The following is a 23,573-nucleotide window of genomic DNA, read 5'->3' on the forward strand; positions in this document are numbered from 1 at the left end:
GCCTCAATCCGGCATCTGCCGCAGCTCCAGCAGGGTGAGGCCGAGCGCGTCGATCCTGGCCAGCAGGCCGCGCAGCGCGGCGGCGTCGGTGACCGGCCCGTACAGCGCCGTCACCGCGCCCGGCGCCCGATTCGAGGCGCTGAGCTCGGGGAAGGCGGCGAGCGCGCGCTCGGAGAGTTCGCCGTCGATGATGAACTGGTAGCGCAGCGCGGTCACCATCCCTCCTTCCCTGTCCCGTGCGCCGAGCCTGCCGTGCTCGCCGTGCCGCCGCGTCACCCGGAGCGGGTGAGATCGTGGGCCGGTAGCCTCGGGTTCGCGCGGACCCGCGCACGGGGCGAATGGAGGGAGCGGCTGTGGCCGAGGATTTCAATGCGAAGATCATCGCCGAGTTCCGGGCCAATCAGGGCAGGGTCGGCGGGCCCTTCGCCGGCGGCGAGCTGCTGCTGCTCACCACCACCGGGGCGAAGAGCGGGGCCCCGCGGGTGAGCCCGCTGGCGCTGGCCAGGGACGGCGAGCGCCTGGTGATCGCCGCCTCCAAGGCGGGCGCCGACACCAACCCGGACTGGTACCACAACGTCAAGGCCAACCCCGAGGTCACGGTGGAGCTGGGCACCGAGACCTTCACCGCGATCGCGACCCCGGTCACCGGCGGCCCGGAGCGCGACCGGCTCTACGGCAAGCTGGTCGAGCGCATGCCCGGCTTCGCCGAGTACGAGACCAAGACGGAGCGCGTGATCCCGGTGGTCGTGCTCGAGCGCGCCTGACCGCTCGACGACGGCGAAGGCCCGCCCGGTATATCCGGGCGGGCCTTCGCGTTTTCGGATCAGCTGTTCTCGCAGCCGATTCCATTGCCGTCGCGGTCCAGGTCGTACTCGTCGGGGCCGATGACCTCGACCCGGCCGGTGTAGGCCGGGCCGTTGCCGCTGCCACCCGCGCAGTCCACGTCCGAGGTGATCGGGACGCAGGGGCGGTAGGAGGCGTGGCAGCCGGATTGCGGCGCGGCCGAGGCCGGGGCCGCGGCGGCGAGGAAGGCGGAGACGGCGGCGCCGGCGACGCCGAGCAGGAGTGCGTTACGCATTGTGTCCCTTCGTGATTCGAGCCAGCGAAATCTAGCAGCACACCTCGGGCGAACGGGACGTTTCGGCGCCGATTAGGGGCAGGAACGGACCGGCGCGCCGCAGCGCGCCGCACGCCCGGTTCCGCCTGTTCAGCAATCCCGCCGCACACCCGCGCGTGCGGTCGATTGGAATCCGATCGCACTGGGTAACTAGGTCGGAGATCGCCGGGCCCGCCGGGACCGGAATACCCGGCAGCCGCTCGGCGACCGTCCGGGAAACGCCGAGGGAAGGAACCGACACCGATGACCGACAGCGACCGGCCCGCCCCCGCGGACCCGCGCCACGACGTGCTCGTGACCGGAAGCCTGCTGGTGGCCGGGGAACCGGTGTCGGTGACGGTGGGCCGACCGGCGCCGATCCCGCCGGTGCGCGGCTCGGGGTACTGGTGCCGGCTCGCGGTCGACCGGGCCAGGGCGGCGCCCGCGCACTCCATCGTGGTCGGCCGGGATTCGGCGGGGGCGCTGGCCTCGGCGCTCACCCTGATCGAGACCCGGTTCGGGGTGAGCCCGGCGGAGTTCCTCGCCGACGCCACCATCGGCACCGCGCGCTGATCCGCCCCAGGATTGGTGGCATGCCCCCGGTCCACCCGCGGTTCTAGAGTGACCGCCATCGGCGAAGACCGCCGGGAGGGCGGGAGGTCGGCATGGGGTCGTGGCCGGTGACGGTGCTGCTTCCGGTCGTGCTCGCGCTGATCATGTTCGGGCTCGGGCTCGCGCTGACGGGCGCCGACTTCACCCGGGTGCTGCGGTATCCGCGCGCGGTCGGGGTCGCGCTCGGCTGCCAGCTGGTGCTGCTCCCCGCCATCGCCTTCGGGCTGGTGCTGGCGACCGGCCCGGCGCCCGCCGCGGCGGTCGGGGTGCTGCTGCTGATGGCGGCGCCGGGCGGGGCGACGGCCAACCTGCTCAGCCACCTCTTCCGCGGCGACGTCGCGCTGAACGTGACGCTCACGGCGATCAACTCACTGCTCGCGATGCTGACCCTGCCGGTCGTCGCCAACCTCGCGCTGACGTACTTCGCGCCCGCGGGGCAGGAGCGGCTCGGGCTGCAATCCGGCAAGCTGCTCCAGGTCTTCGCGCTGGTGCTGCTCCCGGTGCTGGCCGGGATGCTCACCAGGGCGGCCCGGCCGGGGTGGGGCGCGCGGCTGGACCGGCCGGTGCGGGTGCTCGCGCTCGGCTTCCTCGCCGTGGCCACGGTGGCGGCGCTGATCGTCGAGCGCCGCAATATCGGCGGGTACCTGGCCGAGGTCGGGGTGCTGATCCCGGCGCTCTGCGCGATCGCGCTCGGCACCGGGTACCTGGTGCCGCGGCTGGCCGGGGTGCCGCGGCCGCAGGCGCTGGCCTGCGCCATGGAGGTCGGGATCCACAACAGCGCGCTGGCCATGACGATCGCCGTGAGTGTGCTCGGCGATATCCGGATGGCGGTGCCCGCGGGGGTCTACAGCATCGTCTCGGTGCCGCTCGCGCTGCTCGCGGGGTGGCTGATCACGGCGCGTACCGCGCGGCCGGAGCGGGCGGTGGCGCCGCGATTCCGCGCACAATTGATTGCTCGCAACCGATCGGCTCGCTAACTTCGAAGCAGGAGGTGGTGCGGGATGTCGCGAGCGGATGCGCTGGCCCTGGATCAGCAGTTGTGCTTCGCGCTGTATTCGGCGTCCCGTGCGGTCACCCGGCTGTACCGGCCGCTGCTGGAGCCGCTGGGGCTGACCTACCCGCAGTACCTGGTGATGCTGGTGCTCTGGGAGCGCGGCACGGTCACCGTCAAGGAACTCGGCCGGGCGCTCGACCTGGACTCCGGCACGCTCTCGCCGCTGCTCAAGCGGCTGGAGGCGAGCGGAATGGTGGCGCGGGTGCGCTCGGCCGCCGACGAGCGCTCGGTGCTGGTCGCGCCGACCGAGGCGGGCGCCGCGCTGCGCGAGCGGGCGGCCGCGGTGCCGGAGCGGATCGCCTGCGCGAGCGGGATGGACCCGCGCGACCTCATCGGCTTCCGGGATCAGCTCAAGGAGCTGACCCGGATCGTCGCCGAGACCGAGCTGGAGCTGGAGTAGGGCCGCGGCCCGCTAGGAGGCCGCGGACTTCTTGGTGGTCCGCAGCCGCTCGGCCAGGGCGGGGATGCGCGCGAGCATGTCGACGGCGAAATCGGCGAGCAGGTCGATCAGCCCGTCCCGGTCCACCTCGAGCTGTCCGTCCAGCCAGATCAGCACCAGCTCGGCGGCGCCGCCGGTGATCAGCTGCGAGGTGACGGCGACCGCGGCGTCCTGCCCCTCGGGCAGGTCGAGCACCACCCGGGTCTGCTCGATGATCACCTCGGCCACCCGGCGCATGCCGTCGAAGCGGCTGCGCATGAGCGCCTCGCTGCCGTACGCCTGCGCGAACACGATCTTGGCGCGGCGCGGGTCGTCGGTGAGCTCGGTGATCAGCGCGGCGACCCCGGCTCTGATCCTGGCCTCCGGGTCGGCGGAGGTCTCGGCGATGGCGTGGCGGGCCCGGTCCAGCCCGGCCTGCTGGATGCGGAGCAGCAGCTCGGCGGCGAGCGCATCCAGGTCGGGAAAGGCCTCGTAGAAGAAGCGCGGCCCCACCTTGGCCTGCTCGCAGACCCCGCGCACGGTGAGCGCGGCGAGCCCCTTCGTGCCGATGATGCCGAGCGCCGCGTCCAGCAGCCGATTGCGCCGATCCTCGCGGCGCTCCTCCGAGGAGGCGCCGCGGTAGGTGCCGGTTGATGCGCGGGTCATCACGCCAGCTTGGCACAGCACCAATTGGGAAACAATCGTTTACGGAAACGCATGTTTCCTCTATCGTCGTTCCTGTTCGCAATGAAGCGAAGGGATGACCGGCCATGAGTCTTCTGCTAGCCCCGCCGAGCGTCGACGGTCTCACCGAGAGGTACCGCCACGCGCGCGCCAGGGCCGCCTTCACGTTCCAGCGGGCCGCGGTGCGGCTCGCCGACCGGCTGCCGAGCCGGGTGCGGCCGCTGGCCGAGCCGCCGCCGGGCAGCGGGCTGAAACCGGTGCTCGGTGATTTCGGGCCGCCGGTGATCGGCTACACCTTCCACTCCATCGTCGACCCGCTCGGCTTCGGCCAGCAGCGGTACGACCGCTTCGGCGACGTGCAGTGGGTCGGGGTGCTCGGCCGCAAGGTGGTCTTCGTCGGCAGCCCGGCCGCCTTCGAGGCGGTGCTGCTCGACCGGAACAAGGTGATGTCGGCCGAGCGCGGCTGGGAGTACCTGATCGGCCCGTTCTTCCGCGGCGGGCTCATGCTCCGCGACTTCGAGGACCACCTGCACCACCGCCGGATCATGCAGCAGGCCTTCACCCGGCCCCGGCTGGAGGGGTACCTGGCGCTCACCACGCCGCTGCTGGAGCGCGCGGTGGCGGCCTGGGAGCCGGGGCCGCGGTTCCCCGTCTACCCGGCGATCAAGAAGATGCTGCTGCAGCAGGCCACCGCGGTTTTCGCCGGTGCCGAGCTCGGCCCGATCGCGAACCGGCTGGAGCACGCCTTCGAGGACGCGGTGCACGGCGGCATGGCGATCATCAGGGCGAATGTGCCCGGCGGGGTCTGGGCGCGCGGGCTGCGCGGCAGGCGCACGCTCTCCGAGTACTTCCGCAGCGAGCTGCCGGCCAAGCGCGCGGGCGACGGCGCCGACCTGTTCAGCGTGCTCACCAGGGCACGCAGCACCGACGGCCACGCCTTCACCGACGAGGAGGTGGTGGAGCACATGATCTTCGTGATGATGGCGGCGCACGATACAAGCACCATCGCCTCCTCCATGCTCATCTACGAGCTGGGCAGGCACCCGGAGTGGCAGGAGCGGGTGCGCGCGGAATCGCTGGCGCTGGGCAAGGATTCGCTGGACTACGCCGACCTCGAGAAGCTGCCATCGCTCGACCTCGCCTTCCGCGAGGCGCTGCGCATGTGGGCGCCGGTCGGCCAGCAGGCCCGGGAGACCACCGAGGACACCGAGCTCTGCGGCCACTTCGTGCCGAAGGGGACGCTGGTGATGACCGGGCCGTTCGGGCTCATGCGCAATGCCGAGTTCTGGCACGACCCGGACACCTTCGACCCGGAGCGCTTCGTCGACGGCCGCCGCGAGGACAAGTCGCACCGCTTCGCCTGGCCGCCCTTCGGCGGCGGCGCGCACAAGTGCATCGGGCTCTACTTCGGCGGCATGACGGTCAAGGCGGTGCTGCACCGCATGCTGCTGAGCTACCGCTGGTCGGTGCCTGCCGGGTACGTGCCGCCCATGGTGCCGACCACCGGCCCGACCCCGGCGGACGGGTTGCCGATCCGGCTGGAGCGGCTGCCATGACCAAGGTGTTCGCCGATACCGAGCGGTGCGAGGGGCACGGCATGTGCGAGGCGGTGGCGCCGGAGCTCTTCCGGGTGGGCGACGACGACGTGGTGCTCGTGACGCCCGGCGAGCTCGCCGCCGCCGACCTGGAGAATGCCAGGCTGGCGGCGGACAGCTGCCCCATGGCGGCGCTGCGCGTGGAGTGAACCGCGGCGGGCGGCTCCGCTAGGGTCGGGGTGGCCCGCGCCCGATGGCGCGGGCATGCGCACCAGAGGAGTTCGGATGTCCCAGACCGCCGTCATCACCGGAGCGTCGTCCGGAATCGGCCGCGCCACCGCGGCCCTGTTCCTCGCGCACGGCTACACGGTGATCGGCACCAGCCGAGATCCGGAGCGGATCCCGGCGGCGAACCGGGTCGACGGGGTCGAGTACCGCGCGCTGGACTTGGCCGACTCGGAGTCGATCGAGGCGTTCGGCGCCGGCCTCGGCACGGTGGACGTGCTGGTCAACAATGCCGGCGAGAGCCAGTCCGGGCCGCTGGAGGAGCTGCCCGCGGATGCGCTCGACCGGCTCTTCAAGATCAATGTGCTCGGCCCGGTGCGGCTCACCCAGCTGGTGCTGCCCGGTATGCGCGAGCGCGGCTCCGGGCGGGTGCTCATGGTCGGCTCGATGCTGGCGAGTTTCCCGCTGGCCTACCGCTCCTCGTACGTGGCCACCAAGGCGGCGCTCAAGGGCTTCGCGCACGCGGCGCGGCTGGAGGTCTCGCCGTTCGGGGTTTCGATCAGCACGGTGGAGCCGGGCTCGATCGCCACCGGGATCGGCGAGCGCCGCACCGCCTACATCGCCGCCGACTCCGCGCACCTTGCCGATTACCGGACCATGATCACCCAGCTGGACCACAACGAGCAGAACGGCATCCCGGCCGAGCAGGTCGCCGCGCTCATCCTGAAGGCGGCGCGGGCCAGGCGGCCGAAGCCGCTCTACGCCACCGGGAGCCGGGCCCCGCTGGTCTTCGCGCTGCGCCGGCTGCTGCCCGCGGCGGCGATCCACCGGATCACCGCGCGGGCGCACGGCCTGAAGCGCTGAACGTCAGCGCTTGTAGCCAAGCCCAGCCACGATCAGCCGCTCCCAGACGGTGAGCTCGCGCTCGGCGGTGCCGATGGCCTCCGCGCCGCCGGTGGCGTCCGGGCGCCACTGCACGGCGGGCACGATGCCGGGCTCGGCGATGTCGAGGCCCTCGAAGAAGGCCGCGATCTCCTCGTCGGTGCGCCAGCGGCCGCGGCCGAAGGTCTCCTGGAGTTTGCCCTCGGCCTCCCTGGTCTCCGCGTTGTCGCCGGAGCGGAAGTGCGAGATGAAGAGCGCGCTGCCCGGCGCCACCCGGTCGCGCCAGAAGCGCACGATGCCGAGCGGGTTCTCCCGGTCCTCCAGGTGGTGCAGGATGGCGCTGAAGATCACCGCGACCGGCTGGTCGAAATCGATGAGCCGCACCAGATCCGGGTGGTTCCGGATGCCCTCCGGGTCGACCGCGTCGGCCTGGATCACCACGGTGTTCGCGTCGGTGGCGAGGATGGCCCGCCCGTGCGCGAGCACGATCGGGTCGTTGTCCACGTAGACCACCTTCGCGCCCGCCGCGTGCCTGGCCGCGACCTGGTGCACATTGTCCGAGGTGGGGAGGCCGCTGCCGAGGTCGACGAACTGCCGGATGCCATCGGCGGCGAGCTCGCGGACGGCGCGGACCAGCACGTCCCGATTGGTCTTGGCGATGGCGACCGAGCCGGGCAGGTTGTGGATGAAATGATCGCCGATCGCCTGATCGACCGGGTAGTTGTCCTTCCCGCCGAGCACGTAGTCGTAGACGCGGGCGATGCTCGGCTTGCTCTGATCGATCTCGACCGAGGGGGAATTGTCGGACACAGGCGGGGACCTCACGTTCGTTGGAACCGTAATCGCCCCTATCCTAGGGCGCGGCGGGGTGCGATGTCCGCGAGGTAGCTCGAAAGATACCGCGCGGTACAGTAATTCGGCTCCGCGCGGGGTCAGCGCAGCCTGCGGATGTCGCCGCGCACCCGGTAGAAGCCGCCCCGGCCGGACTCCGCGACGGCGTCGACCACATACCGCGCCCCCGCCTCCCGGATATCCCGGGGGAACTGCACATTCCAGCCGTCCCGGTACCCCGGCGAGACCACCCGCACCCGCAGCCCGCCGCCCTGCTCGACGCACTCCACCACGATGCCGTCGCCCGCCTCCGCGATCACCTCGACGGTGGAGCTCGGCGCCACCGCGGAGATCTCCGGCGCCTTGATCGAGACGGTGCGCGGCAGCACCCCCTCCTCGGCGCCGCGGATCGCGCTCTCGGTGACGTCCAGGCAGGCCAGCGCGCCGCTGGTGGTGACGAGGTAGAGCCGGTCCGCGTGGTACTGCATGGAGTACGCCGAGCCGCAGCCGGTGCCGAGCTTCCAGAGCCGCCGGCCGCCGGCGTCGAAGCAGTACACCGAGGAGTGGTTGTCGCCGGCGAAGACGTAGCGGCCGTCCGGCGAGGTGGCGCAGGAGAAGACCGCGGCGTCGCAGCGGTAGGTGATCGCGTCGGTGCCGTCCTTGCCGATCATCCGCACCTCGCTGGTACCGGTGCCCGCGTAGACCGCGCCGGACTCCTGCCAGCCGAAGAGCACCGGGCCGGTGGGCACCTGCCAGAGCTGCTGCCCGCGCTCCAGGCCGTACTTGGTGACGCCGCGCGAATGCCCGTGGTACACCCCGGTGTCGTCGATCCGCACCATCCACGCGGAATCGCCGCGGCTGCGGTGCGACCAGAGCGATTCCTCCTCGTGGTCGATCACGGTGACGCCGCCCTCCCGGTCGGAGACGCCGAGGATGCCGTCGTGGATGTCGAGCCAGTAGATGTCGACGTCGGCGGCGATGTCGTAGGCGGCCCGCGGCACCTTGCCGGAGAGGTCGTAGACGCGGCCGTCGTCACACCCCGCGTAGATCCAGAAATCGTCCGCGACAATGCATTTGACGGCATCCGGGAGGCGGAAGCGGCCGGTGACGGTGCCGTCGGGGGCGAGCGTGAAGACGTCGCCGTGCTCGTTGCCGACCCAGCAGCGCTCGTCGTCGACGAAGATGCCGAAGGCGGAGGCGCCGGAGTCGAAGCTCCACAGCACCGGGGCCGCCTTGGCGGTGGAGCGGGTGCTGGTGATGGTGCGCCGGGTGGTCTGCCGCCGGGCGCGCTGCCCCTGGACCGCCGGCGCGTACCCCTTGCGCACCTTCTCGCCGACCTTCTTGGCCGCCGCGGCGCGCGCCCGGTCCGCGGTCGGGAAGCTGCTGACCTTGACCTGGCCCTGGTCGCCGATCCGGCCGTACCGGATGGTCACCTGGGTACCGGCCACGCCGACCTCGTAGAACTTGTGCGCCGAACCGTCGTCCTCGGACAGTTCCAGGTAGGTGCTGGTGCTGGCGCCGGTCGTCATCGTCTTGCCCCGCTTCGTCGTTCGGTCGATCTCGGGCGAGAAGGTAGCAACGCGAACCGACAAGCGGGTTCCGGCGCCGGGGGGTGCCGATCGGACAGTGCGAACCGTTCGGTTTGCCACGAGTGTGCCGATCGTTGACTCGGTGCCGCTCGACCGCGCATAATCCGAGGAGATCACTGTTTGCGCAACGGTTGCGGAATCCTCAGGGGAGCCCCACATGGTCTTCAGCACGGCGCACGACATGTTCCTGCTCGCTCAGGTGGGCAACCCGACTCCGGAGGCGCCGCCGCTCTCCGGCGAGATCCTGCAGATGGTCAGGTACGTCACCTGGTTCTCCATCCTCTCCGGGGTCGCCGGGATCACGGTGGCCGGCGGCAAGTTCGCCTGGGAGAAGTGGCACGGCTCCAGCTTCACCTCGCCGAAGATGATCGCGGGCGGCATGATCGGCGGGGTGGTGGCCACCAGCGCGGGCACCATCATGAACACGCTCATCTCCTGAGCGCGCAGCCCGCTGCGCTAGCGTGGCGGGATGCGACTCCACGTGGGGTGTGCGATGTGGTCGCACGGGTCCTGGTTCGAGCCTCAGCCGCCCGCCGCGCAGCGGCTGCGCCGCTACGCCGAGCACTGCACCGCCGTCGAGGGCAACACCACCTTCTACGCCACCCCCTCCCGGCGTACCGCGGAATCCTGGGCGGCGCAGGTGGGACCCGACTTCCGCTTCTACGCCAAGCTGCCGCGCCCGGTCACGCACGACCACCGGCTCGGCGGCGGCGCGGCCGAGCTCGCCGCCTTCCTGGACGCCATGGAGCCGCTCGGCCCGAGCCTGCACGCGCTCTGGGTGCAGCTGCCGCCCACCTTCGGCCCGAACGATCTCGGCGCGCTCGCGGCCTTCCTGCCCGCGCTGCCCGCCGGGCCCGGTATCGCGGTCGAGGTGCGGCACCCGGCCTTCTTCGAGGAGGTCGAGCAGGCGCGGCGGCTGGTGCGGGTGCTGAACGCGGCGGGCGCCGAGTGGGTCACCTTCGACACCACCACGCTTTTCGCGGCGCCGCCGCGTACTCCGGCCGAGCGCGAGGCGTGGGGTAAGAAGCCGCGGTTGCCGCGGCGCACGCCCGCGCTCGGGCCGCATCCGGTGGTGCGGTATCACGGGCGTGACGATGCCGAGGCGACGGTTGCGGGCTGGGCGCCCTGGCTGGAGACGGTGGCCGGGTGGCTGGCCGAGGGGCGTTCGCCGACGGTGTTCGTGCACACGCCGGACAATGGGGACGCGCTCGGGTTGGCTCGGCGATTCCATGCCGAGGTGCGGGCGCTGATTCCCGAGCTGGAGCCGTTGCCTGAGCCAAAACCGGCGCAGACGATGACGCTGTTCTGAGCGGTCACGGGCGCGGCACCGGTCGTTGGCCGTCGATCACCTCGGCGACCAGGTCGGCCCAGTGCGTGGCGAGGTAGCCGACGTCGGACCACGCGGCGTGCAGTTGTTCGGCGCTGGGTGGTGGGTTCGTCTGCAGGAGCCGCTCGGCGGTGATGTGCGCGGCTGCCATGTCGTCGATGACGGTCGCGCACTTGGCGGCGGTGCCGGGCCGTGCGTCGGTGTGCTCGATGATCCATTCCGCGATCTGCTGGCGCAGTGCGGTTCGGCTGGCGTCGAAGACCGCGGCCCGGTCCGGGTAGCACCCGCGTACCCGGTGTATCGAGGCCAGGATTCGGGCACGCTTCAACAGCGCGGAGTCATGCTGGCGCAGCGGAGTCCGGAACACCCTCGTCAGCTCGCGCCAGTGCGGCAGGTCAGCGGTCATTCCAGCGGCGTGGACAGGCGGGCGAGTGCGGCGGCGTAGGGCAGGCATCGGGCCGGGTCGTGGCCCGAGTGCCGGGTGAGCACGCTCGCGGCGTCCCAGCGTTGCAGTGCCGGAGGCGGTTCGGTGCACCGGTACGTGCGCGTCTCGTCGTGCTGGCCCTGGCGGCGCGCTCTGTCGCTGGCGTCCGGCTGGCTCACCATTTTCCTCCCCTGCTGCGTCGAGCACCCGGCGCCGGGTGCGTTCTCAGACTCTTCGACCGGTACGGGCGAACCCAGGGTGCGAGGGGATGCGCTGCCGATACGCTTCCGGCACGACCGGTGCTGACAGGGGGAGCGCATGATCGTCGAGAGGTGGGGAGCCGCCGAGGTGAGAGCCCTTCGGACAGCGGCACTCCGCGACACCCAGGAGCAGTTCGCCGCGCGGCTCGGGTGGGGTGTGCCGACCATTCGCAAGTGGGAGCGGGTGGCCGACGGCCGGTGCGTGCGTGCGAACCGGGCCGAGGACCTCGACACCGTGCTCAGCGCCCTCACCGGCGAGCAGCTCCAGCGCTTCGCCGCCGCACTCACCCAGCACCGCCCCGCCCGCCCGATGCATCCTGGAACCACCGCCGGTCACCACCCGGCCGGGACCGAGGAGGATGCCGCCGTGCGACGCCGCGACTTCGGCAAGTTCGCCGCGCTCGCCGCCGCGAGCCTGCCCAGCCGGGACCGCGCGCCGTCCGCCACCAGGCTCGGTGCCGAGGACGTGGACCGGCTCACCGCCGCAGTCGACGAACTCGAAGCGGCCGACCAGCGCGTCGGTGGCGCCGCGCTGGTCGATGCCGCGGTCGCCACCTTGAACCGCACCCTCGATCTGCTCGGCACCAGCAGCTACGACGAGGCCACCGGCCGCGCGTTCATGACCGCCACCGGCAACCTCGCGGTGCAGACCGGGTGGCTGGCCTTCGACGCCGAGCAGCACCGGCAGGCGCGCCGCTGCTACGCCGACGCACTGTCGCTGGCGTCGGCCTGCGACGATCCGGACCTGACCGCGTACGCGTGCCTGTGCGCCGCGCTGCAGGCGGTCTGGCTGTCCCGCGACGGCCGGGGCTCGCTGTCCTACGCGCTGACCCTGATCGGGCGGGCGCGCACGCTCATGCGAGGCCGCCCGCCCGGGCGCATCCACGTGCTCATCGCCGCTCGTGAGGCCGGGGTGCGCGCGCTGCTCGGCGACGCCGACGGATTCGGCCGCGCCACCGCGACCGCGTGGCGGGAAATGGACGCCGCCTGGAACTTCGAGCCGATCGACGAGTGCGCGCAGTGGCTGCGATTCGTCACGCACTCCGAGATCCGCAGCCACGAAGCCCGGGCGCACAACGACATCGGGAACCCGGCGCAGGCGCTCGCGCTCTACGAGGTGGCCTGTTCCGAGCCCGCGCAGCCCCGCAACTCGGTGAACGCGCGGGCCTGGCTGGCCGCCACCCGGGCCGCGATCGGCGACACCGGGGGCGCGCTCGAGGAAGCCGCGCCGGTGCTCGCCGCGCTGGAGGTGTCGGTGGCCTCGACCCGCACGGCGAAGGTGCTCACGCCGGTGCGCGCCGTCGCCCGCGCGCTGCCCTCCGGCGAGGAGTTCGCCGCACGATTCGACGCCCTCACGACGACCGGGAGCACTGCGTGACCATCAGGTTCCACAGGTACGACGCTGCGGGGGCGCGCGAGCAGCGCGCCGTGGTGCGCAGGGTCTACGAACGCGCTTACGCCGATGCCATCGCCAGCAGCAACCCCTTCGAGCAGCCCGGCCCGTTCATGGAGCGGTTCGACGCCTACACCGACCCGGCCCGCTCGACCGCGACGGGGTTCGCGCTGGTGATCGCCACCGACGGGGCCGAGCCGGTCGGGCAGTCCTGGGGCTGGCCGCTGGACGAGCGCGCCGGTGCCGGGTGGTGGCGCGGGTTGCAGCTGGACGACGGTGACCCCGCGGACTTCACGCGGGAGGACGGCCGCCGCACGTTCGCGCTCAGCGAGATCATGGTGGCGAAGGAGCAAGCCGGGCGCGGGATCGGGCGGGCCCTGCACGACGAGCTGCTGGACGGGCGGGCGGAGCAGCGGGCAACGCTGCTGGTCGATCCGGTGAACGACCGCGCCTACGAGCGCTATGCGCGGTGGGGGTGGTCGAAGGCCGGGACGCTGCGCCCGGACTGGCCCGACGCCCCGACCTTTCGACGTATTGATCCTGCCGCTTCCCGTCCGTGCCGATTGAACAGGTGGCCTACCGCGCCCGAGGCATTGAACCCGCGACCGCCTCCGGCTGAGGGTGGAGAAGCTACAGCAGTCAGGGGGGAGGTCGTGGAACTCTCCGAGCCGGCCGACGCCGCGATGGCCATGAACCGCCACCTCGGCCGGTCCTAACCCAACCGCGCCGCGAGCGCGTCGAGCACGGGGGAGCAGCCCGCGTCGACGGTGCGGGTGGCGCACTCGTCCCCCCTGGTGGCCCCGCGGTTCACGATCACCACCGGCTTACCGCCCCTGGCCGCGTGCCGGACGAAGCGCAGCCCGGACATGACGGTCAGCGACGACCCCGCGACCAGCACCGCGTCCGCCGCGTCCACCAGCGCGAAGGCCGCGGCCACCCGGGGCTTGGGGACGTTCTCGCCGAAGTAGACGATGTCCGGCTTGAGCATGCCGCCGCAGTGCGCGCAGTCCACCATGCGAAAGGTGTCGGTGCGTGCGACCACGGCGTCGGCGTCCGGCGCGATCTCGAGGCCGTCGGCCGCGGCGGCGGCCGCGAAGCCGGGGTTGGCCGCCTCCAGCCGGTCGGCCAGCGTCATCCGGGAGATCAGCCGCTCGCAGCCGAGGCAGCGCACCCTGGCGTAGGTGCCGTGCAGGTCGATCACGCCGCGGTGCCCGGCCTTGGTGTGCAGTAGGTCGACGTTCTGCGTGATCAGCCCGGTGACGACGCCCGCCCGCTCCAGCCGGGCCAGCGCGCGGTGGCCGGGGTTCGGGCGGGAGCCGTCCATGGTGCGCCAGCCGACGTGGTTGCGCGCCCAGTAGCGCTGCCGGAACTCCGGGTCGCCGACGAATTGCTGGTAGGTCATGGGGTTGCGGGGCGGGGAGCCGGGGCCGCGGTAGTCCGGGATGCCGCTGTCGGTGGAGATGCCCGCGCCGGTGAGCACCGCCACCCGGCGCCCGGCGAGCAGCTCGGCGACGGCGTCGACGGCGGTCAGCTCCAGGAGGTCGGCCACGAGGTCCAGCGTACGACCTGTTCAGGGGTGCTCGGGCGGGCTCGCCAGGTGCACCACCTTGACCGTGCTGAATTCGTCGAGCAGCTCGGGGCCGTAGCCGAACCCGGTGCCGGAGCAGCCGCGCGGCTGGGCGGCGCCGCCGGGAGCCCCGCCGAACACCGCGTTGATCTTGACCGTGCCCACCGGCAGCGCGCGCCAGGCCCGCTGCGCGTGCGCCATGTTCGCAGTGAGCACGGTGGCGGCCAGGCCGTGCTCGTCGTCGGCGGCCTCGGCCAGCCCGGTTTGGAAGTCCGGCACCACGCGCACCGGCGCGACCGGCCCGAAGGTCTCCTCGCGCAGCACCCGCATGCCGGGCGCGCAGTCCGCGAGCACGGTGGCCGGGTAGTGGGCACCGGAGCCCGGCTCCCCGCCGATCAGCACGCGGGCGCCCGCCGCGACGGCCTCCCGGACCTGCGCGTGCACGTGGTCCCGCTGCACCGCGTCGACCAGCGGCTGCGGGTCGGCGTTCCAGCGCTCGGCCGCCGCGACCAGCGCGGTCAGGAAGGGCTCGGCAATGGCGCGGTGCACGTAGATCCGCTCCACCGAGACGCAGATCTGCCCGGCATTGGCGAAGGCGCCGAGCGCGGCCTGCTCGGCCGCCCACACCGGATCCACGTCGGCGTCGACCAGCAGCGGGTCGTTGCCGCCGTTCTCCAGCAGCACCTTGGCCCCGGTGCGGGCCGCGGCCGCCGCGATCGAGCGTCCGGTGGCGGTGCCGCCGACGTGCGCGACCACGTCCACCCCCGGCGCGGCGGCCAGCGCGGCGCCGACCTCGCCCGCGCCGCCGAGCGTGTGCAGCACGCCGTCCGGGAGGTGCCTGGCGAGCAGCCCGCCGAGCAGCGCGCCGGTGCGCGGGCAGCGCTCGCTCGGCTTGTGCAGCACCGTGTTCCCGGTGACCAGCGCGGCGCCGAGCAGCCCGCAGGCGATCGCCACCGGGTCGTTCCACGGGGTGAGCGCGGCGACAACGCCGCGCGGCTCGGGGACCATGAAGTCGGTGGCCTCCGCGCCGCCGCGCAGGGTCCGGCCGCGGTGCACCGGGCCGAGCTCGGCGTACTGCACCAGGGTGCCCGCGCCCGCCTCGACGCCCTCCGCGCCGGAGGCCGCGGGGCGGCCGGTCTCCCGCTCCAGGGTGGTGGCGAGCTCGTCGGCGTGCGCGCGCAGCGTGGCCGCGGCGGCGTGCAGCGCGGCGCCGCGCTCGGCCGCCGGGGTCGCGGCCCAGCCGGGCTGGGCCGCGCGGGCGGTGCGCAGGGCGTCCGCGATCTCCCGCTCGGTGGCGGCGGTCCCGGTTCCGTTCGTGCGGGTGCGCGGTTCGGTGTCGGTCATGGCGCCGATGTACCCGACCCCGCGCGGGAAAACCTTCAGGTCAGAGCGGTTCCACCGGCTCCGGCTCGCGGAGCGGGATCTCATCGAGGAGGAGCAGCACCAGCGCGGCCAGGAAGGCCACGGCGGCGGCGGTGTAGAACACCGGGTGCATGGCCTCGGTGAAGCCGATGAGCACCGGTGTGCGCACCGCCTCGGGCAGCGCGGCGATGCCGGAGGTGTCGCTGCGCAGTACGTCGAGCAGCGCCGGATCGGTTCCGGCGGGCAGCGCACCGCCCGCCGCCGCGAGGATCCGGGCGGGCAGCAGGCTGAAGAGCACGGTCAGGAAGACCGCGACGCCGAGCGTGCCGCCGATCTGCCGGAAGAAGGTGGCCGCGGCGGTGGAGGCGCCCATGTCGGCGCGCGGCGCGGCGTTCTGGATGGCGATGATGAGCGTCTGCAGGCTGGTGCCGAGCCCGACCCCGACCAGCGCGCCGACGGCGAGCGGGAACCAGAGCGGGCTGTCGTAGGACAGCTGGGCGAAGCACAGCCCGCCGATCCCGACCAGCACGCTGCCGACGACGGGAAACACCTTGTAGCGCCCGGTCACCCGGGTGACCCGCCCGGCAACCTGGGAGCCGAGCGTGATGCCGATGACCATCGGCAGCATCATGAGCCCGGCCTTCGTCGGCGAGAGCCCCTGCACCACCTGGAGGTACTGCGGCAGCATGGCGAGCCCGCCGAACATGGCGATGCCGATCAGCAACCCGCCCGCGATCCCCGCGCTGAAGGTGCGGTTCCGGAAGAGCCGCAGCGGGATCAGCGCGGCATCCCGCATCCGCCGCTCGACCAGGATGAAGAGCGCGGTGCCCGCGACCCCGACGCCGTAGCAGAGCAGCGCCCGCGGCGAGCTCCAGCCCCAGCTCCGGCCCTGCTCGGCGACGAGCAGCAGCGGCACCACCGCGATGGCGAGCGCGACCGCGCCGAACCAGTCGATCCGGTGCCGCTGCGGGCGGTGCGGGGTGCGGAGCACCCGGGACACCACGACCAGCGCCACCAGGCCGATCGGCACGTTCACCAGGAAGACCCAGCGCCAGCCGGTGAGCCCGAGCAGCGTGTCGTTGGCCGCGAAGAAGCCGCCGAGCACCGGGCCGAGCACGGTGGCGATGCCGAAGACCGAGGTGTTGTAGCCCTGGTACCGCACCCGCTCCCTGGCGGGCACGATATCGGCGATGATGGTGAAGGCCAGCGACATCAGCCCGCCCGCGCCGAGCCCCTGGAAGGCGCGGAAGGCGGCGAGCTGGTGCATGGTGGTGGCGCAGGCGCAGGCCGCCGAGCCGAGCACGAAGATCCCGATGGCGAGCAGGTAGAGCGGTCTGCGGCCGTAGATATCGGCGAGCTTGCCGTAGAGCGGGGTGCTGATGGTCGCGGTGATCAGGTAGGCGGTGGTGGCCCAGGCCTGCTGGTCGAAGCCGTTGAGGCTGTTGGCGATGGGCACGATCGCCACGCTGACGATGTTCTGGTCCAGCGCGGCGAGGAAGAGCCCGAGCAGCAGCCCGGAGAGCACGGTGAGGATCTGCCGGTGCCCGAGCCGCGTGGGCGCGGGGGTGACGGTGCCGGTCACCCGCGCTCCGCCGGGCCGGGCTCGGAGTCCTTCGGATCCGCTTCGATGCCGTCGTTCAGCCGGTCCAGCAGCACGGTGAGCTGCCCGACCTCGGCGGCCGACCACCCCGTCACCAGCCCGGCCAGCCACTCGCTGCGCCGCTGCCTGGCCTGCTCGAAGACCCGCACCCCGTCCTCGGTGGCGGCGAGCACGCTGGCTCTGCCGTCGTCCGGGTCGGCGCGGCGCTCGATCAGCCCGAGCTGCACCAGCGCCCTGGTCTGCCTGCTGACCAGCGAGATCTCCGCGTACAGCAGCTCGGCCAGCCGCCCGGTCCGCTGCGGGCCGTGCTCGACCAGCCGGAAGAGCATGGCGTAGGCGAGCTTGTCCAGGTGCCTGGCGTCGTCGGCGGCGGAGCGGTGCCGCACCCGGTTCAGCGCGCGGGCGAACCGCACCAGCTGCACCCCGAGCCGGTCGGCCGCCGCGAGTTCGGCATCGCTCGGCGCGCCGGAGTCGGCAGGAGACATGTACTTGACCACCTCAACTAGTTGCTTCGGCCAACTATAGGGCCGGAGCGCGTCGAGCGGAAACGGGATTCTCGGACATGCCGGTTCGTGAGTGTTGTCCGATAGATCCGTTTTGCACCGTCGCGGAGTGTTCACGTTGACGCGGTGGTGGACGTGACCAACTATGGGTTATGGCCGTTTTCGCTTCCTGTCGCCGCTGAGCGGCCGCCGATGCCCGACGAATCCGATCGCGAGCAGGCGCGGTTGCTGTACGCCCTGCTCCGGCACGAAGCCGACGAGCTCACCCGGGTACTCGACGCGGATCTCACCCGCCGCGGCACGCCCCGCTCGACCACGGAGTCGCGGCGGCTGGCGCGGGACCTGGACGAAATCCGCCGCTGCCTGGCCGCACTCGCGGCGCGGTTCCCCGAGGCGGTCGGGACGGAGCGGCACTAGACCGCGCTGGTCACATCGTCGTAGCCGAGCGTTCACCGGGTGGGCGCTCGGCGATTCACGTGTCGGCAAACCGGACAAAACAAACTTTCCTGGCCCGAACTGTGCGAAGCAATTTCGATGAGGGGAAGTATGACCAACTACCGCACCATCGGCGTGCGCGTCGCCGGCGCCGGCGCCGCGGCCGCCGTGGCCATGGGGCTGCTCTCGACCGGCGCCGCGCATGCCGACACCTTCGTGCCGCTGCCGGACGGCCAGAAGCTCGGCCCCGGCGTCACCGTCACCCGCACCGGCGAACACGCCATCGTCTCGCCCTCGCTCGCCGCCAATGGCGCGGGCCGGGTCGTCTGGGTCTCCGGCAACGCCGTCGCCCACGTCACCGCCACTCCGGAGGGCGAGGTCGGCCCGTTCAACGGCCCGACCGGCGATCCGGGCAGCAACAACTCGTCCACCCACGGCGCCTCGCAGCTGAACACCGGCTACATCGTCGGCTGCCAGGTCTCCATCGCCGACGACGCCATCGGGCTCGGGCTCTCCGGCAGCGTCGATCTCTCGGAGGGCGGGCTCGGCGGCTCCTTCGGCCTCGACCTCGGCCCCGGCGAGGTGAAGTTCGTCGACATCGAGATCAAGGACATCACCAAGCCCGGTACCTACTCGGTGGAGTACCAGGACGTGGAGATCCAGATCCAGGGGTGCGCCGGATTCGCGCAGGCCCGGGCCTACACCGTGGTCGAGATCATCGGCGACGACTACTCGAAGACCACCCTCTACGGCCAGCCGTTCAGCATCGGCTGACCCGGGCCGCGTCGAATCACTCAGTCAACCCGGAGGGGTAGCGAAAACACATGACCATCCGTAGGAATCTCGCGCGGGTCGCCGGGGCAGGCGCCGCCGCGACCATGGCGATCGGCCTCTTCTCGGCCGGCGCCGCGCACGCCGACACCTTCGTCGCGCTGCCCGGCGGCAGCATCACCAAGACGCTCTCCGACGGCACCGTGGTGACGGTGAACCTGGTCGGCGAGTCGGCCACCATCAGCCCGTCGCTCGGCTCCACGCCGGTGCACCGCAATGCGTGGGTCTCCGGCTCCGCGCAGGTCTCGATCGCCGGCGGCGAGGATGTCGGCGGCAAGATCTACCCGGGTTACGTCGTCGGCTGCCAGGTCAATATCGCCGGCGGCGGTGTCGAGGGCGGCGTCTCCGGCGGCGTGGAGTGGGAGAGCGGCGAGGGCACCGTCGGCGCCGAGTCCGGCGGCGAGCTCTCGCTCGGCCCCGGCCAGGCCGAGTCGTTCTACATCCTCGACGTCGAGAAGCCGGACGACTACGGCAACGAGGATCACTCCACCAACAACTCGTTCAAGGGCAATAGCGGCTCGGTGACCTGGGCCGACTCCACCATCGGGCTGAGCGGCTGCGGCGGCTACGCGCAGGCGCGCGCCTTCGTGCGGGTGAAGGTGGAGACCGACACCGTGCACTCGGTGGTCACCCTGTGGGGCCAGCCGTTCAGCATCGGCTGATCCACCGCTCGACAGCGAGGGCCCGGCGCGCAGGCGCCGGGCCCTCGCTGTCCGTACGGATGGGTGCTGGGACGAATAGTCATGGAATCGTCAAGATTGTTCCCGCACTTGTCAAGACCCGTTCACCCTGCGGTTCCTGAGCGTTCACATTCGAACGGGCAATGATTCATCTCGGCGCCACTGTGACCCAACACACTTTGCGGGCCTGATCAGTGCGAAGAATCGATGAGGGGAAATATGACCAACTACCGCACCGCAGGTGTGCGCGTCGCCGGTGCCGGCGCCGTGGCCGCTGTGGCCATCGGTCTGCTCTCGACCGGCGCCGCGAATGCCGACACCTTCGTGCCGCTGCCGGACGGCCAGAAGCTCGGCCCCGGTGTCACCGTCTCCCGGGTCGGGGAGCACGCCATCGTCTCGCCGTCGCTCGCGGCCAATGGGGCGGGCCGGGTGGTGTGGGTCTCCGGCAATGCCGTCGCCGATGTCACCGCCACCCCCGAGGGGGAGATCGGGCCGTTCAACGGCCCCGCGAACGAGCCGGGCAGTAACAATTCGTCCACCCACGGTGCCTCGCAGTTGAATACCGGCTACATCGTCGGTTGCCAGGTCTCGATCGCCGACGACGCCATCGGGCTCGGGCTCGCCGGTGCCATCGACCTGACGGAGGGCACCGTCGGCGGCTCCATCGGACTCGACCTCGGCCCGGGCGAGGTGAAGTTCGTGCAGATCGAGATCAAGGACATCACCGAGCCGGGTGTCTACTCGGTGGAGTACCAGGATGTGGAGATCGAGATCCAGGGCTGCGCCGGCTACGCGCAGGCCCGCGCCTACACCGTGGTCGAGATCATCGGCGACAACTACTCGAAGACCTCCCTCTATGGCATGCCGTTCAGCATCGGCTGATCCGGTTCGGTCGAATCAATCACTCGCTGAGGCGATTTCACACCACGAGGGGTATCGCATGAGGAACAGCAAGAAGCTGGCCGGCATCGGTGCCGCCGCCACGGTCGCGGTCGGCCTGTTCTCGGCCGGCGCGGCCAACGCCGACACCTTCGTCGCGCTGCCGGGCGGCAGCATCAGCAAGACGCTCTCCGACGGCACCGTGGTGACGGTGAACCTGGTCGGCGAGTCGGCCACCATCAGCCCGTCGCTGGGCTCCACCCCGGCGCACCGCAATGCCTGGGTCTCGGGCTCCGCGCAGGTCAGCGTCGACGGCGGGGAGGACATCGGCGGCAAGATCTATCCGGGGTACGTCGTCGGCTGCCAGGTGAACATCTCCGGCGGCGGCGTCGAGGGCGCTGTCGCGGGCGGCTACAACTGGGACGACGACGTGCCGGTGCTCGGCGCCGAGTCCGGTGGCAACCTGTCGCTCGGCCCCGGCCAGGCGACCTCGTTCTACATCCTCGATATCGAAAAGCCGGACGACTACGGCAGCGAGGACCACTCCACCAACAACTCGTTCAAGGGCAACTCCGGCTCGGTGACCTGGGCCGACTCCACCATCGGGCTGAGCGGCTGCGGCGGCTACGCGCAGGCGCGCGCGTTCGTGCGGGTGAAGGTGGAGACCGATCACGTGCAGTCGGTCGTCACCCTGTGGGGCCAGCCCTTCAGCATCGGCTGATTCCGGCGGACGGGGCCGGGCGCGCCCGGCCCCGTCCGGTCAGCGCTGCGGATCGAGGCGGTAGCCGAGGCCGCGCACCGTCACCACGATGCGCGGATCGGAGGGATCGCGCTCGATCTTGGTGCGCAGCCTGCGCAGGTGCACGTCCACGATCCGCTCGTCGCCGAAGAAGCCGCGGTCCCACACCCGCTCCAGCAGCGCGGCCCGGCTCAGCACCCGCCCCGCGGTGGCCAGCTCGCAGAGCAGCCGGAACTCGGTGAGGGTGAGGCGCAGCTCGGCGCCGCAGCGGCGGACGGTGCCGCGCTCCGGCGAGAGCACGAGGCGGTGCCCGGGATCGGCATCGAGCAGGATGTCGTGCGGGGTGTCCCGCGCCGCGGTGAGCCCGGCCCTGCGGCGCAGCGCCCGCATGCGCGCGGTGATCACCCTGACCTCGAACGGCTTGGCCACGAAATCGTCGGCGCCCGCCTCCAGCGCGGCCACCACGTCGTGCGTGTCGTCCCTGGCGCTCACCACGATGATCGGGACGTCGTGGTCGCGGCGGATCTCCCGGATGCAGGTGAAGCCGTCCATCCCGCCGGACATCAGGTCGATGATCATCACGTCTGGCGCCCCCCGTTCGCGCAGCTGGCGCAGCGCGGACTCGGCGGCCGCGGCCTCGGCCACCTCGTACCCTTCCCCCTCCATGGCGAGCCGCAGCGCGGCACGCACCCGATTGTCGTCCTCCACGATCATCAGCTGCGTGCTCATCGCCTCTTCCTCGTGCTGCCGGAGGTTCGCTGGTACCCGCTGGCTATAAGTTAGCGGGTACCGTGCGCCGCGGCCCGCTCAGTGCCCGCGCGCGATCCACTCCTCGAGGTGCGGCGCCTCGGCGCCGACGGTGGTGCCGTCGCCGTGGCCGGTGTGCACCGTCGTCTCCGCCGGGAGCGTGAGGACGCGCTCCCGGATCGACCCGATGATGGTCGGGAAGTCGGAGAAGGAGCGGCCGGTGGCGCCGGGGCCGCCGGCGAAGAGGGTGTCGCCGGAGAAGAGCACCCCGGCCTCCGGCAGGTAGAGGACGACCGAGCCGGGGGAGTGGCCGGGAGTGCTGATCACCCGGAGGTCGGTGCCGGCCACCGGGAGCCGCTGGTCGTCGGCGAGCGGCTGGTAGGCGGCGTCGGGGTGGGTCATCCGCCAGAGCGGCTCGTCGCCGGGGTGCAGCAGGATCGGGGCATCCAGCCGGGCGGCGAGCTCGGGCGCGGCGGTGACGTGGTCGTTGTGGCCGTGCGTGCAGACCACGCCGAGCACCCGGCGGTTACCGACCGCGTCGGCGATCCGGCCCGCGTCGTGCGCGGCGTCGACGATCAGCACCTCGTCGTCGTCGCCGACCAGCCAGACATTGTTGTCCACGTCCCAGCTGCCGCCGTCCAGGGTGAAGACGCCGGAGGTCACCACCCGATCGATCCGCAGCGCGCCGCTCACAGCACCACCACCGAGCGCAGCACCTTGCCGCCGTGCATGGTGTGGAAGGCCTGCTCCACCTGGTCCAGCCCGATCCGCTCGGTGACGAACTTCTCCAGCGGCAGCCTGCCCTGCCGGTACAGCTCCACCAGCATGGGGAAGTCGCGCTCCGGCAGGCAGTCGCCGTACCAGGACGACTTGAGCGCGCCGCCGCGGGAGAAGAAGTCGATGAGCGGCATCTCCAGCCGCATGTCCGGGGTCGGCACCCCGACCAGCACCACGGTGCCCGCCAGGTCGCGGGCGTAGAACGCCTGCTCGTAGGTTTCCGGGCGGCCGACCGCCTCGATCACCACGTCGGCGCCGAAGCCGCCGGTGAGCTCCTGGACGGCCGCGACCACGTCGGTCTCCCGCGCGTTCACGGTGTGCGTGGCGCCGAGCTCCCTCGCCCACTCCAGCTTGGTGTCGTCCATGTCGACGGCGATGATCGGTGTGGCGCCGACCAGCCTGGCGCCCGCGATGGCCGCGTCGCCGACGCCGCCGCAGCCGATCACCGCGACCGAATCGCCCCGGCTCACGCCGCCGGTGTTCACCGCGGCGCCGATCCCGGCCATCACGCCGCAGCCGAGCAGCCCGACCACCGCCGGGTCGGCCTCCGGGTCGACCTTGGTGCACTGGCCCGCGTGCACCAGCGTCTTCTCCACGAAGGCGCCGATGCCGAGCGCCGGGGTGAGCTCGGTGCCGTCGGTCAGCGTCATCTTCTGGGTGGCGTTGAAGGTGTCGAAGCAGTACTGCGGGCGGCCGCGCTTGCAGGCCCGGCAGCGACCGCAGACCGCGCGCCAGTTCAGGATGACGAAGTCGCCGACCTCGACGGTGTCGACCCCGGCGCCGATGCTCTCCACCGTGCCCGCGGCCTCGTGGCCGAGCAGGAACGGGAACTCGTCGTTGATCCCGCCCTCGCGATAGTGCAGGTCGGTGTGGCAGACGCCGCAGGCGGCGATCTTCACCACCACCTCGCCCGGGCCCGGGTCGGGGATCACGATCTCGGTGAGCTCCACCGGCGCCCCCTTGCTCCGTGCGACCACCCCGCGAACCTGCTGTGGCATGGCTGTTCATCCCTTCCGACGACGGTATGGACGCATGCGTGTACCCGCATGGCTACCTCGACCGTATCGGTGCCGGGGCCGGTGGTGTCCTGGCCGGACGGACAGGAAAACCTCGCCTTTCGGCC

Annotated in this window: 30 protein-coding genes; 16 read left to right on the top strand and 14 right to left on the bottom strand. The window is 72.0% G+C overall.

Translation table 11 applies throughout. From position 1 onward, the window contains the following. Positions 1 to 3 precede the first annotated feature (3 nt). Entirely contained in the window at positions 4 to 219 is a 216-nt protein-coding gene (locus AB0H71_RS15750; RefSeq protein ID WP_357020547.1) for a hypothetical protein, read from the bottom strand. Between the two features lie 134 nt (positions 220 to 353). Between AB0H71_RS15750 and AB0H71_RS15755 the strand changes: the two genes are divergently transcribed. Then, positions 354 to 764, top strand: a complete 411-nt coding sequence (locus AB0H71_RS15755; RefSeq protein ID WP_357020550.1) for a nitroreductase family deazaflavin-dependent oxidoreductase — start codon at positions 354 to 356, stop codon at positions 762 to 764. Between the two features lie 59 nt (positions 765 to 823). On the opposite strand, the gene AB0H71_RS15760 is transcribed toward AB0H71_RS15755, so the two are convergent. Further along, positions 824 to 1,078: a hypothetical protein gene (locus AB0H71_RS15760; protein WP_357020553.1), complete on the bottom strand. Its 255-nt coding sequence runs from the start codon at positions 1,076 to 1,078 to the stop codon at positions 824 to 826. Positions 1,079 to 1,360: 282 nt separating this feature from the next. Between AB0H71_RS15760 and AB0H71_RS15765 the strand changes: the two genes are divergently transcribed. From AB0H71_RS15765 to AB0H71_RS15775, 3 genes are all read left to right on the top strand, one after another. After that, complete coding sequence (locus AB0H71_RS15765) at positions 1,361 to 1,669, top strand: hypothetical protein (RefSeq protein ID WP_357020555.1); 309 nt, start codon at positions 1,361 to 1,363, stop codon at positions 1,667 to 1,669. A 92-nt stretch (positions 1,670 to 1,761) separates the two neighbouring features. Then, a complete protein-coding gene (locus AB0H71_RS15770; RefSeq protein ID WP_357020558.1) occupies positions 1,762 to 2,685 on the top strand; it encodes a bile acid:sodium symporter family protein in 924 nt (307 codons plus the stop codon). Positions 2,686 to 2,709: 24 nt separating this feature from the next. Next, the gene (locus AB0H71_RS15775) at positions 2,710 to 3,162 is read left to right on the top strand and encodes a MarR family transcriptional regulator (RefSeq protein WP_357020561.1); all 453 of its coding nucleotides are present in this window, start codon (positions 2,710 to 2,712) and stop codon (positions 3,160 to 3,162) included. A gap of 12 nt (positions 3,163 to 3,174) precedes the next feature. On the opposite strand, the gene AB0H71_RS15780 is transcribed toward AB0H71_RS15775, so the two are convergent. Continuing rightward, positions 3,175 to 3,846 (bottom strand): TetR/AcrR family transcriptional regulator, encoded by a 672-nt coding sequence (locus AB0H71_RS15780; protein WP_357020564.1) that lies wholly within the window; start codon positions 3,844 to 3,846, stop codon positions 3,175 to 3,177. Positions 3,847 to 3,950: 104 nt separating this feature from the next. Between AB0H71_RS15780 and AB0H71_RS15785 the strand changes: the two genes are divergently transcribed. The 3 genes from AB0H71_RS15785 to AB0H71_RS15795 all read left to right on the top strand — a co-directional run bounded on the left by AB0H71_RS15785 (position 3,951) and on the right by AB0H71_RS15795 (position 6,488). After that, positions 3,951 to 5,420, top strand: coding sequence for a cytochrome P450 (locus tag AB0H71_RS15785; protein WP_357020567.1), 1,470 nt, complete (start codon positions 3,951 to 3,953; stop codon positions 5,418 to 5,420). Next, on the top strand, positions 5,417 to 5,608 hold the full coding sequence (locus tag AB0H71_RS15790; RefSeq protein ID WP_357020570.1) for a ferredoxin: 192 nt from the start codon (positions 5,417 to 5,419) through the stop codon (positions 5,606 to 5,608). The genes AB0H71_RS15785 and AB0H71_RS15790 overlap by 4 nt, the downstream gene beginning before the upstream one ends. A gap of 76 nt (positions 5,609 to 5,684) precedes the next feature. Further along, entirely contained in the window at positions 5,685 to 6,488 is an 804-nt protein-coding gene (locus AB0H71_RS15795; RefSeq protein ID WP_357020573.1) for an SDR family oxidoreductase, read from the top strand. 3 nt (positions 6,489 to 6,491) lie between these two features. Here AB0H71_RS15795 and AB0H71_RS15800 read toward each other — a convergent pair whose 3' ends face one another. Continuing rightward, positions 6,492 to 7,316: an SAM-dependent methyltransferase gene (locus AB0H71_RS15800; RefSeq protein WP_357020576.1), complete on the bottom strand. Its 825-nt coding sequence runs from the start codon at positions 7,314 to 7,316 to the stop codon at positions 6,492 to 6,494. Positions 7,317 to 7,438: 122 nt separating this feature from the next. Next, entirely contained in the window at positions 7,439 to 8,866 is a 1,428-nt protein-coding gene (locus tag AB0H71_RS15805) for a WGR domain-containing protein (RefSeq protein WP_357020578.1), read from the bottom strand. Between the two features lie 217 nt (positions 8,867 to 9,083). Here AB0H71_RS15805 and AB0H71_RS15810 point away from each other — a divergent pair, with 217 nt between their 5' ends. Next, complete coding sequence (locus AB0H71_RS15810) at positions 9,084 to 9,365, top strand: hypothetical protein (protein ID WP_357020581.1); 282 nt, start codon at positions 9,084 to 9,086, stop codon at positions 9,363 to 9,365. 30 nt (positions 9,366 to 9,395) lie between these two features. Continuing rightward, on the top strand, positions 9,396 to 10,235 hold the full coding sequence (locus tag AB0H71_RS15815; RefSeq protein ID WP_357020584.1) for a DUF72 domain-containing protein: 840 nt from the start codon (positions 9,396 to 9,398) through the stop codon (positions 10,233 to 10,235). Positions 10,236 to 10,239: 4 nt separating this feature from the next. Here AB0H71_RS15815 and AB0H71_RS15820 read toward each other — a convergent pair whose 3' ends face one another. Together AB0H71_RS15820 and AB0H71_RS15825 are read right to left on the bottom strand one after the other, a co-directional pair. Further along, a complete protein-coding gene (locus tag AB0H71_RS15820; protein ID WP_357020587.1) occupies positions 10,240 to 10,659 on the bottom strand; it encodes a hypothetical protein in 420 nt (139 codons plus the stop codon). Further along, positions 10,656 to 10,859, bottom strand: a complete 204-nt coding sequence (locus tag AB0H71_RS15825) for a hypothetical protein (protein ID WP_357020589.1) — start codon at positions 10,857 to 10,859, stop codon at positions 10,656 to 10,658. Before AB0H71_RS15825 ends, AB0H71_RS15820 begins: the two co-directional genes overlap by 4 nt. 136 nt (positions 10,860 to 10,995) lie before the next feature. Between AB0H71_RS15825 and AB0H71_RS15830 the strand changes: the two genes are divergently transcribed. Both AB0H71_RS15830 and AB0H71_RS15835 read left to right on the top strand, forming a co-directional pair. After that, positions 10,996 to 12,315: a hypothetical protein gene (locus AB0H71_RS15830; protein WP_357020592.1), complete on the top strand. Its 1,320-nt coding sequence runs from the start codon at positions 10,996 to 10,998 to the stop codon at positions 12,313 to 12,315. Then, positions 12,312 to 13,046 (top strand): GNAT family N-acetyltransferase, encoded by a 735-nt coding sequence (locus tag AB0H71_RS15835; RefSeq protein ID WP_357020595.1) that lies wholly within the window; start codon positions 12,312 to 12,314, stop codon positions 13,044 to 13,046. The genes AB0H71_RS15830 and AB0H71_RS15835 overlap by 4 nt, the downstream gene beginning before the upstream one ends. On the opposite strand, the gene AB0H71_RS15840 is transcribed toward AB0H71_RS15835, so the two are convergent. The 4 genes from AB0H71_RS15840 to AB0H71_RS15855 are packed head-to-tail and all read right to left on the bottom strand — an operon-like array spanning position 13,043 to position 17,344. After that, positions 13,043 to 13,879, bottom strand: coding sequence for an NAD-dependent protein deacetylase (locus AB0H71_RS15840; protein WP_357020598.1), 837 nt, complete (start codon positions 13,877 to 13,879; stop codon positions 13,043 to 13,045). The two genes, AB0H71_RS15835 and AB0H71_RS15840, sit on opposite strands and share 4 nt — an antisense overlap. A 21-nt stretch (positions 13,880 to 13,900) precedes the next feature. Beyond that, a complete protein-coding gene (locus tag AB0H71_RS15845; protein ID WP_357020600.1) occupies positions 13,901 to 15,241 on the bottom strand; it encodes an aldehyde dehydrogenase family protein in 1,341 nt (446 codons plus the stop codon). 40 nt (positions 15,242 to 15,281) lie between these two features. Beyond that, positions 15,282 to 16,841, bottom strand: a complete 1,560-nt coding sequence (locus AB0H71_RS15850; RefSeq protein ID WP_357020603.1) for an MDR family MFS transporter — start codon at positions 16,839 to 16,841, stop codon at positions 15,282 to 15,284. Beyond that, positions 16,838 to 17,344 carry a MarR family transcriptional regulator gene (locus tag AB0H71_RS15855; protein WP_357020606.1) on the bottom strand — a complete coding sequence of 169 codons (507 nt, stop codon included), beginning with the start codon at positions 17,342 to 17,344 and terminating at the stop codon, positions 16,838 to 16,840. Before AB0H71_RS15855 ends, AB0H71_RS15850 begins: the two co-directional genes overlap by 4 nt. Positions 17,345 to 17,554: 210 nt before the next feature. Between AB0H71_RS15855 and AB0H71_RS15860 the strand changes: the two genes are divergently transcribed. The 5 genes from AB0H71_RS15860 to AB0H71_RS15880 all read left to right on the top strand — a co-directional run bounded on the left by AB0H71_RS15860 (position 17,555) and on the right by AB0H71_RS15880 (position 20,908). Then, positions 17,555 to 17,779, top strand: coding sequence for a hypothetical protein (locus tag AB0H71_RS15860; RefSeq protein WP_357020610.1), 225 nt, complete (start codon positions 17,555 to 17,557; stop codon positions 17,777 to 17,779). A gap of 129 nt (positions 17,780 to 17,908) precedes the next feature. Continuing rightward, the gene (locus AB0H71_RS15865; protein WP_357020612.1) at positions 17,909 to 18,571 is read left to right on the top strand and encodes an MspA family porin; all 663 of its coding nucleotides are present in this window, start codon (positions 17,909 to 17,911) and stop codon (positions 18,569 to 18,571) included. A 50-nt stretch (positions 18,572 to 18,621) separates the two neighbouring features. Next, positions 18,622 to 19,290, top strand: a complete 669-nt coding sequence (locus AB0H71_RS15870; RefSeq protein ID WP_357020614.1) for an MspA family porin — start codon at positions 18,622 to 18,624, stop codon at positions 19,288 to 19,290. Between the two features lie 237 nt (positions 19,291 to 19,527). Continuing rightward, positions 19,528 to 20,190 carry an MspA family porin gene (locus tag AB0H71_RS15875; protein WP_357020615.1) on the top strand — a complete coding sequence of 221 codons (663 nt, stop codon included), beginning with the start codon at positions 19,528 to 19,530 and terminating at the stop codon, positions 20,188 to 20,190. Positions 20,191 to 20,248: 58 nt separating this feature from the next. After that, positions 20,249 to 20,908: an MspA family porin gene (locus tag AB0H71_RS15880; RefSeq protein ID WP_357020617.1), complete on the top strand. Its 660-nt coding sequence runs from the start codon at positions 20,249 to 20,251 to the stop codon at positions 20,906 to 20,908. A 39-nt stretch (positions 20,909 to 20,947) separates the two neighbouring features. On the opposite strand, the gene AB0H71_RS15885 is transcribed toward AB0H71_RS15880, so the two are convergent. The 3 genes from AB0H71_RS15885 to AB0H71_RS15895 form a co-directional block, all read right to left on the bottom strand. Continuing rightward, positions 20,948 to 21,655 carry a response regulator transcription factor gene (locus AB0H71_RS15885; RefSeq protein WP_357020620.1) on the bottom strand — a complete coding sequence of 236 codons (708 nt, stop codon included), beginning with the start codon at positions 21,653 to 21,655 and terminating at the stop codon, positions 20,948 to 20,950. Positions 21,656 to 21,733: 78 nt separating this feature from the next. Further along, the gene (locus tag AB0H71_RS15890; RefSeq protein ID WP_357020623.1) at positions 21,734 to 22,366 is read right to left on the bottom strand and encodes an MBL fold metallo-hydrolase; all 633 of its coding nucleotides are present in this window, start codon (positions 22,364 to 22,366) and stop codon (positions 21,734 to 21,736) included. Beyond that, positions 22,363 to 23,448 carry an S-(hydroxymethyl)mycothiol dehydrogenase gene (locus tag AB0H71_RS15895; RefSeq protein ID WP_357020626.1) on the bottom strand — a complete coding sequence of 362 codons (1,086 nt, stop codon included), beginning with the start codon at positions 23,446 to 23,448 and terminating at the stop codon, positions 22,363 to 22,365. Before AB0H71_RS15895 ends, AB0H71_RS15890 begins: the two co-directional genes overlap by 4 nt. Between the last annotated feature and the right edge of the window lie 125 nt (positions 23,449 to 23,573).

It is taken from the genome of Nocardia sp. NPDC050697 (genome assembly GCF_040654395.1).
GTDB lineage: Bacteria > Actinomycetota > Actinomycetes > Mycobacteriales > Mycobacteriaceae > Nocardia.